This window comes from Sphingomonas sp., from assembly GCF_036388435.1.
Classification (GTDB): domain Bacteria; phylum Pseudomonadota; class Alphaproteobacteria; order Sphingomonadales; family Sphingomonadaceae; genus Sphingomonas.
On sequence record NZ_DASVRV010000052.1, the window covers coordinates 58,906 to 67,415 of the forward strand.

The window sequence follows — 8,510 nt, forward strand, 5'->3', positions numbered from 1 at the left end:
TTGCCCGGCTATGAAGGCCGCTCGCGCGGCGGGCTGTCCTTCTCCGCGCCTCCGCGTGTCCGCGCGAATTCCTTTTTCTTTACGTCTTGGCGTTTTCGCGTGAACCGACAACTCCGGTCCGCGCTCAAAAAATCCCCAGGAACTTCTTGCGCTTGCCGTTCTCTTCCTTGCTCGTGGTGCCGCGTCCGACATCGTCGCGCTTGTCGCCGCCCCTGGTGCGTTGCGCCGCCGCCGTCGCGCCGCCCAGCACCGGGCCGCAGGCGGCGGACTTCGCGTCGCCGATATCGACGAACGCCAGCACCGCGCCCACCGGCGAGGCGACCAGCGCCAGCCCGAGCCCGACGCCCGCGCGCGCCACCAGTTGCGGGCTGATCACGTCGAGCTTGGGCGCCGCGAAATGACCGCCGATGCCGACGGGCGACTGGCCGGAGAAGAGCGAGAATTTCTTGCCGTCGGCGCGCACCGCGAGATCGATCGCCTCCGTGCGGAAGCTGAATCCGCCCCGGCCCAGCACGACGTTCTTGGTCGTGTCGATCAGGATCGGATCGGCCGCCGCGACGCCGTTCCGCACGGTGAAGCCGATCAGCCCGCAATTGATGCGCACGGGCTCCTTCAGCTTCCGCTGGAACATCTTGTAGGCGAAGGTGCCCAAGTCGAGTTCCGACAGCTGGGCGTTGCGCGTCCACATCGTCCCCGCCGGGATGGTGATCGCGATCCGCCCGTTCGCGGTCGACAGCGAGCGGTGGACGGTGTCGCCGACCCCGACCAGCTGCGCGCGCGCGCGGACGGTGCCCGAGGTCCCGGCCTCCTCGACGCCCCAGCCCGCCAGCAGCCGCGCGATCGGGGTCGGTGCCAGGCGGATATCGTATTTGGTCCGCACGGGCGCCTGACGCGCGTCAATGACGATGTCCGACGCGACCTCGCCGCGCGCCATGCTGAAGGTCAGCGGCGACAAGGTCAGCAGGCTGCGGTCGAGGTCGAGCGTCAGATCGATGTTCGAGATCGGCACCCGGCGCGAGCGCACGGCCGCGACCTTGTAGCGCACGTCCGCGTCGAACCGCCGGAGCGCGTCGACCCGCAGCCGCGCGTCGGGGAGGAGCCGGGGCACGGGCCCGCGCTGGCCGGACGCGGCCGCCACGCCCCTGGTCGCGATCAGATCGGGATTATAGCCCATGAAGGGGGCGACATCGACGATGTCGAGGCTGCGCGTCGTCAGATCGGCGTCGATATGGATGCGCGGATCGCCGCGCCGCACGGTGAAACGCCCGGCGATGTCGCTGTCGCCGAAGCGGCCCGTCAACCGGGTGAAGCGATAATCATTGCCCTGCTTCACCATCCGCGCGCGCATCCGGTAGGCGCGCGACTCGGGGATGGCGACGCCCAGGATGTTCAGGAGCTCGGCCATGTTCCAACCGCGTGCCGAGACGCGCAGCGGGACGCCCTCGATCTGCGTCGCGCTGGGCAGGGTGCCGGCCACGTCGATCCAGTCGCGGCCGAAGCGCGCAGTGGCCTGAAGCTTGTTCTCGCCATTGGCGACGGTGGAATTGGGCGACAGCAGCGACCCCGAAAGCGTGAAGGCCGAGTCGAGCGCGCGGCCGGTGCCCGAAAAGCGAAGCCGGTCGTTGATCCGCCCGGCGCCCGCCCGGATCGTCTCGAAGCCGACATCGACGAGGATGCGCATGCGGGGATCGAGATAGCGCAAGGTGGTGCCGGACACCGTCGCGCGCCCGATCAGCGGCATCTCGAACGGCTCACCTTTCCCCTCAGAGAAGGTCCAGGTGTTGCGCCGGTGCGCCGCATCCCATTCCAGGTCGAGGCGCCCGTCGATCAGGTCGAGCCAGCGCATCCGCCGCCGGCCCCAGAGGAGCGACAGGGGCGGGATGCGCGTCTCGATCCGCCGGGCGGAGAACAGGTCGGGACGCGTCGCCCAGGCCGGGTTGGCGATGCGCATCCGCTCGGCCACGAACTTGATGTCGACCGGCGCGAAATAGAGCTGGAAGTCGCCACCGACGCTGACCTCGCGCTCCAGCGAGCGGCCGACGATCGACTCGAAGGTTCCCCGCAGAAAGCGGCCTTTGGTGATGTAGAGGACCAGCCAGATCGCGAAGATCGTGCCGAGGACGCCCAGCACGACGTTGCGCACGATCTTCCACGCCCGCTTCTTGCGCGGGGGTGGCCGGTCGGTTTCGACCTCGGTACGCACGGCCGATACATCCATGTGAGTAAATCGCGTACGGGGGCGAAACGGTTCCCGCCGCCGGCGAAGCGGCCGTCGGACGGCGCGCGGTGCTCGACGCCGGCCGGACGGGCACGTTGCAATCCGCACCGTCCCCGTCTATGCGCGCCCGTTCCCGAGCGATGCGGATTCAGACGGCCCGGCCACAAGGGCTGCCGCGGCCGTCCCAGGCATCGCCACCATGGAAGGAGTGAAAATGCCCAAGCTCAAGACCAAGAGCGGCGTGAAGAAGCGCTTCAAGCTCACCGCCACCGGATTGTTGAAGCACGGCGTTGCCGGCAAGCGCCACCGCCTGCTTCATCACAACGGCAAGTATATCCGCCAGAATCGCGGCACCAAGGTGCTGTCCAAGGCCGACACCGCCGCGGTGAAGGCCTGGGCCCCCTACGGTCTCGGCTGAGCGGAAAGGATTAAACAATGGCACGCGTCAAACGGGGTGTAACCACCCGCGCCAAGCACAAGCGGATCCTGGAACAGGCGAAGGGCTATTATGGCCGTCGCAAGAACACGATCCGCATCGCCCGCCAGGCCGTCGAAAAGGCCGGGCAATATGCCTATCGCGACCGCAAGGTGAAGAAGCGGACCTTCCGGGGTCTGTGGATCCAGCGCATCAACGCCGGCGTGCGGGCCGAGGGCCTGACCTATTCGCAGTTCATGCACGGGCTGAAGCTCGCGGGCGTCGAACTGGACCGGAAGGTCCTGGCCGACATCGCGATGCATGAAGGCGCGGCGTTTACCGCGATCATCGCGCAGGCGAAGGCGGCTCTGCCCCAAGCCGCCTGAAGGCGACCTGCCGACCGCTCGAATGGGGGCGCGGGTGGATTGCCACCCGCGCCCTTTTCGTTAGGGGCCGTCCCGATCACCCGAGGACTTCATGACCGACCTCCCCGCCTTGTCCGACCACCTCCTGACCTCGATCGAGGCGTCCGCCTCGCTCGACGCGTTGGAGGCGGTGCGCGTTGACGCCCTGGGGAAGCAGGGGCGGGTGACCGCGCTGCTCAAGACGCTGGGCGCGATGACGCCGGACCGGCGTCAGGCCGAGGGTCCGCCGATCCAGGCGTTGCGCGAGACGGTCACGGCCGCGATCGCCGCGCGCAAGGCGCATCTGGAGCAGCTGGCGCTGGATGCCCGGCTGGCGGGCGAGCGCGTCGACATGACGCTGCCCGTCGACCTGCCCGCGACGGGAACGATCCACCCGGTCAGCCAGGTCATGGACGAGCTGGCGGAAATCTTCGCCGATCTGGGCTTCGCGGTGGCGACCGGGCCCGAGATCGAGTCCGACTGGTATAATTTCGACGCGCTGAACATCCCGGAGACGCATCCAGCGCGCGCGATGCATGACACCTTCTATGTCCAGGAAAGGCGGGAGCCTGACGCTTCCGGCCTTCGCGACCGCGAAGCGAAGTCGTTGCTCCGTACCCATACGTCCCCCGTCCAAATCCGCACAATGCTGGCCCAGAAGCCGCCTATCAGAATCATCGCGCCGGGCCGCACCTATCGCTCGGACTCCGACGCGACGCACACGCCCATGTTCCACCAGGTGGAGGGGCTGGTGATCGATCGCGGCATCCATCTCGGGCATCTGAAATGGACGCTGGAGACCTTCCTCAAGGCCTATTTCGAGCGCGAGGACATCGTGCTCCGGCTGCGGCCAAGCTATTTTCCTTTCACGGAACCCTCGGTGGAGATCGATGTCGGGTATACACTGGTGAAGGGCAAGCGCGTCATCGGCGGCTCTGGCGCCGACGAGCAGGGGGGATGGCTCGAGGTGCTGGGCAGCGGCATGGTCCACCGCAAGGTGATCGAGGCATGCGGGCTTGATCCGGAGGAGTGGCAGGGCTTCGCCTTTGGCTGCGGGATCGATCGTCTGGCGATGCTGAAATACGGCATGGACGACCTGCGTCCGTTCTTCGACGGCGACCTGCGCTGGCTGAAACATTACGGCTTCTCGGCGCTCGACGTGCCGACCCTGTCCGGGGGAGTAGGCGCATGAAGTTCACGCTGAGCTGGCTCAAGGAGCATCTCGACACTGAAGCGACCTTGGACCAGGTGGTCGAGACGCTCACCCGCATCGGGCTGGAGGTGGAGGGCGTCACCGATCCCGGCGCGAAGCTCGCGGCCTTTCGCGTCGCGCGCGTACTGACGGCCGAGCGTCATCCGCAGGCGGACAAGCTGCAGGTGCTGTCGGTCGATGCGGGGGACGGCCCGGTGCAGGTCGTGTGCGGCGCCCCCAATGCGCGCGCGGGGCTGGTCGGCGTGTTCGGAGCGCCTGGCGCCCATGTGCCGGGGTCGGGGATCACGCTCAAGGTCGCGGCGATCCGGGGTGTCGAATCGAATGGCATGATGTGCTCGACGCGCGAGCTCGAGCTGGGCGACGAGCATGACGGCATCATCGAACTGCCCGACGACGCCCCGGTCGGCGTCGCCTATCCCGATTATGCGGGGCTGAGCGATCCCGTGATCGACATCAGCGTCACCCCCAATCGGCAGGACTGCATGGGCGTGCGCGGCATCGCGCGCGATCTCGCCGCCGCCGGTCTGGGCACGCTCAAACCGTTTCACGTGAAACACGCGGCCGGCGAGGGTACCGGGCCCGAGGTGACGATCGCGGACGCGGAGGGTTGCCCGGCCTTCTACGCGCAAGCCGTCACGGGCGTCGTCAATGGCGAGGCGCCCGACTGGATGCGACGCCGCCTCGTCGCGATCGGGCAGAAACCCATCTCGGCGCTGGTCGACATCACCAATTATGTGATGATCGATCTCGGCCGTCCCCTGCACGTCTATGACCGCGCGACGCTTCGCGGCGGGCTCGTCGCGCGCAAGGCGCGTAGTGGTGAGCAACTGGTCGCGCTCAACGGGCGCAGTTACACGCTCGACGAGACGATGACGGTGATCGCCGACGGGGCGGTGGTGCACGACATCGGCGGGATCATGGGCGGCGAGCATTCGGGCGTATCGGCCGGGACGACCGACATCGTGATCGAATGCGCCTGGTTCGATCCCGATACCATCGCGCGCACCGGCCAGAAGCTTCTGCTGACCAGCGATGCGCGCCAGCGTTTCGAGCGCGGGGTCGATCCGGCCTTTCTCGACGAGGGACTGGCGCACGCGACCGCGCTCGTGCTCGACATTTGCGGCGGCACCCCGAGCGCCGTCACGCGCGCGGGCCAGCCGCCGGTCGAGCCACGCGCCATCGCCTACGACCCGTCGCGGACCGAGACGCTGGGGGGCTTGGCGGTAGCGCCGGATCGCCAGCGCGCGATCCTCGCCTCGCTCGGCTTCGAGGTGGCGGAGGATTGGCGGGTCACCGTCCCGACCTGGCGCCGCGATGTCGATGGTCCCGCCGATCTGGTCGAGGAAGTGATCCGCATCGAGGGCATCGACAAGGTGCCGTCGGTGCCGCTGGAACGCCCCGCCGGGGTCGCGCGCCCGACCGCCACGCCCGCGCAGAAGCTGGAGCGCCGCCTGCGCCGCGCCGCCGCCGCGCGCGGATTGGACGAGGCCGTGACCTGGAGCTTCATATCGGACGCGGCGGCCGCGCCGTTCGGGGGCGGCGCCTGGACGCTCGCCAACCCGATCAGCGAGGAATTGAAGGTCATGCGCCCCTCGCTCCTGCCGGGGCTGTTGAGCGCGACGCTCGCCAATCTCCGCCGCTCGGCCGGATCGGTGCGGCTGTTCGAGATCGGCCGCCGCTATCTGGCGGATGAGGAGCGCCCGACGCTCGGGCTCGTCCTCGCCGGCGATCGTCGCGCGCGGGGCTGGCGTGAGGGCAAGGCGGCGGGCTTCGATGCGTTCGACGCCAAGGCCGAGGCGCTGGCGCTGCTCACGGCGGCGGGGGCGCCGGTCGACAATCTGCAGGTGATGGGGGACGCGGGCGACGCGTGGCATCCCGGCCAGTCGGGGACGCTCCGCCTCGGCCCCAAGACGGTGCTCGCCGCTTTCGGGATGGTGCATCCGAGCGTGCTCAAGGCGTTCGACCTGTCGGGCGCGGTCGCCGCGGTCGAGTTGTATCTCGACGCGATCCCGCCCAAGCGCGCGGCGGGCTTCGCACGCCCGCCCTTCGCGCCGCCCGCGCTTCAGCCGGTGCGCCGCGACTTCGCGTTCCTGGTCGCGCCCGATCTCGCCGCCGATGCGCTGGTGCGCGCGGTCAGGGGCGCGGACAAGGTCGCGATCGTCTCGGCGCGGGTGTTCGACCTGTTCGAGCGGGAAGGCGAGAAGTCGGTCGCGGTCGAGGTGATGCTCCAGCCGGGCGAAAAGAGCTTCACCGACGCCGAACTCAAGGCGATCGCGGACAAGGTCGTTGCGGCGGCGGCCAAGCAGGGCGCTCGGCTGCGTGGCTGAACCGATCCGCATCGGCAACGACCGACTCTCGGCCGCGATCGATCCGCTCGGCGCCGAGCTGTCGCATCTGTGGGATGCGGATGGCCGGGAGCTGATGACCGATGCCGACCCGGCTTTCTGGACCGGGCGGGCACCGATCCTGTTCCCGATCGTCGGGCGGGCGAATGGCGACGTACTGCGCATCGACGGCGCCGACTATTCGATGCCCAAGCACGGCTTCGCGCGACGGTCGCTGTTCGAAGTCGTCACGGCGGAGGAGGCGCGGGCCGTGTTCGCGCTCGTCGACTCCGACGCGACGCGTGCCGCCTATCCCTTCGCCTTCCGGTTGGAAGTGACGTTCCGGATCGAGGGGGCGACCCTTCTGACCGAGGTCGCGATCGAGAATCGCGGCTGCGGGGCGATGCCGGCGCAGTTCGGCTTCCACCCCGCCTTCGCCTGGCCGCTGCCCTATGGCCGCGACCGCGCCGCGCACCGCATCCTGTTCGAGGCGGACGAGCCGGGCGATTTGCGCGCGATCACCCCCGAAGGCTTCATCGCCCCCGAGGATCGGCCTACGCCGCTCGACGGGCGCGTGCTGCGGCTGCGCGACGCGTTGTTCGACGACGACGCGCTGGTCTGGGACCCCGTGCGGTCGCAGCGCCTGCGCTACGGGGCGCCGGACGGGCCGCAGCTCGACATCGCCTTTCCCGCCACGCCCAGGCTGGGCATCTGGACCAAGCCGGGCGCGCGCTTCGTCTGCGTCGAGCCCTGGCATGGGATCGCCGATCCGGCGGGCTATGCGGGCGACTTCCGCGACAAGCCCGGCGTGTTCGAGATCGCGCCCGGCGACGCCAAGCGGGTGAGCATGAGCGTGACGCTGGTGCCGTAGCGCGTCCGTGACTATTTAAGCCGTCACCCCGGACTTGATCCGGGGTCCATCGGTGTACGCATCCCGCCATTGCCGAATTCGCACAACGATGGATGCCGGAACGGGTCCGGCATGACGGATTGAAACAAGACCATGACCTCCCCCCGCCGCACCTTCGCCATCATCTCCCACCCCGACGCCGGCAAGACCACGCTGACGGAAAAGCTGCTGCTCGCCGGCGGCGCCATCCATCTGGCGGGCGAGGTCAAGGCCAAGGGCCAGCGCCGCCTGGCGCGGTCGGACTGGATGAAGATCGAACAGCAGCGCGGCATCTCGGTCACCTCGTCGGTGATGACCTTCGAGACGGACGGCATCACCTTCAACCTGCTCGACACGCCGGGGCACGAGGATTTCTCGGAGGACACGTATCGCACGCTGACCGCGGTCGATTCGGCGGTGATGGTGATCGACGCGGCGCGCGGGATCGAGGCGCAGACGCGCAAATTGTTCGAGGTGTGCCGCCTGCGCTCGGTGCCGATCATCACCTTCGTCAACAAGGTGGACCGCGAAGGGCGCGATCCGTTCGACCTGCTCGACGAGATCGCCGACCAGCTCCAGCTCGACGTCTGCCCGATGAGCTGGCCCGTCGGCATGGGGGGCGAGTTCGAGGGCGTGCTCGACCTGACCACGGGCGGGGTCTACCGCCCAGACGGCCCCGCGCGCAGCTATCAGGGCCGGATCGACGCCGCGCCCGTGCTGCCGCCGCATATCGCCGACGAGGTCGAGCTGGCGCAGGGCGGCTATGCCTCGTTCGACGCCGAGCGTTACCGCGCGGGCGATCTGACGCCGGTGTTCTTCGGGTCGGCGCTCAAGGATTTCGGGGTGGCCGAGCTGATCGCCGCGCTCGGGCTCCATGCGCCGGCGCCCCGACCCCAGCCCGCCGAACCCGCGCCGATCTCGCCCGATTCGGCGGAGGTGACGGGCTTCGTGTTCAAGGTCCAGGCGAACATGGACCCGCAGCACCGCGACCGGATCGCGTTCATGCGGTTATGCTCGGGGGTGTTCAAGCGCGGCATGAAGCTGACC

General features: G+C 68.9%; 7 protein-coding genes. 6 read left to right on the plus strand and 1 reads right to left on the minus strand.

Annotation, left to right across the window (positions count from 1 at the left end; genetic code table 11):
• Positions 1 to 124 precede the first annotated feature (124 nt).
• On the minus strand, positions 125 to 2,218 hold the full coding sequence (locus VF592_RS12825; protein ID WP_414714219.1) for an AsmA family protein: 2,094 nt from the start codon (positions 2,216 to 2,218) through the stop codon (positions 125 to 127).
• A 214-nt stretch (positions 2,219 to 2,432) separates the two neighbouring features.
• Between VF592_RS12825 and rpmI the strand changes: the two genes are divergently transcribed.
• The 6 genes from rpmI to VF592_RS12855 all read left to right on the plus strand — a co-directional run.
• The gene (gene rpmI / locus VF592_RS12830) at positions 2,433 to 2,636 is read left to right on the plus strand and encodes a 50S ribosomal protein L35 (protein ID WP_093333883.1); all 204 of its coding nucleotides are present in this window, start codon (positions 2,433 to 2,435) and stop codon (positions 2,634 to 2,636) included.
• A 17-nt stretch (positions 2,637 to 2,653) separates the two neighbouring features.
• Positions 2,654 to 3,019, plus strand: a complete 366-nt coding sequence (rplT, locus tag VF592_RS12835; RefSeq protein WP_331006022.1) for a 50S ribosomal protein L20 — start codon at positions 2,654 to 2,656, stop codon at positions 3,017 to 3,019.
• A gap of 91 nt (positions 3,020 to 3,110) precedes the next feature.
• Positions 3,111 to 4,229, plus strand: coding sequence for a phenylalanine--tRNA ligase subunit alpha (gene pheS, locus VF592_RS12840; protein WP_331006023.1), 1,119 nt, complete (start codon positions 3,111 to 3,113; stop codon positions 4,227 to 4,229).
• On the plus strand, positions 4,226 to 6,577 hold the full coding sequence (gene pheT / locus VF592_RS12845; protein WP_331006024.1) for a phenylalanine--tRNA ligase subunit beta: 2,352 nt from the start codon (positions 4,226 to 4,228) through the stop codon (positions 6,575 to 6,577). Before pheS ends, pheT begins: the two co-directional genes overlap by 4 nt.
• Positions 6,570 to 7,445, plus strand: coding sequence for an aldose 1-epimerase family protein (locus VF592_RS12850; RefSeq protein WP_331006025.1), 876 nt, complete (start codon positions 6,570 to 6,572; stop codon positions 7,443 to 7,445). The genes pheT and VF592_RS12850 overlap by 8 nt, the downstream gene beginning before the upstream one ends.
• A 132-nt stretch (positions 7,446 to 7,577) precedes the next feature.
• Positions 7,578 to 8,510, plus strand: a 933-nt coding sequence (locus tag VF592_RS12855; protein ID WP_331006026.1) for a GTP-binding protein, incomplete at its 3' end; no start/stop codon positions are given.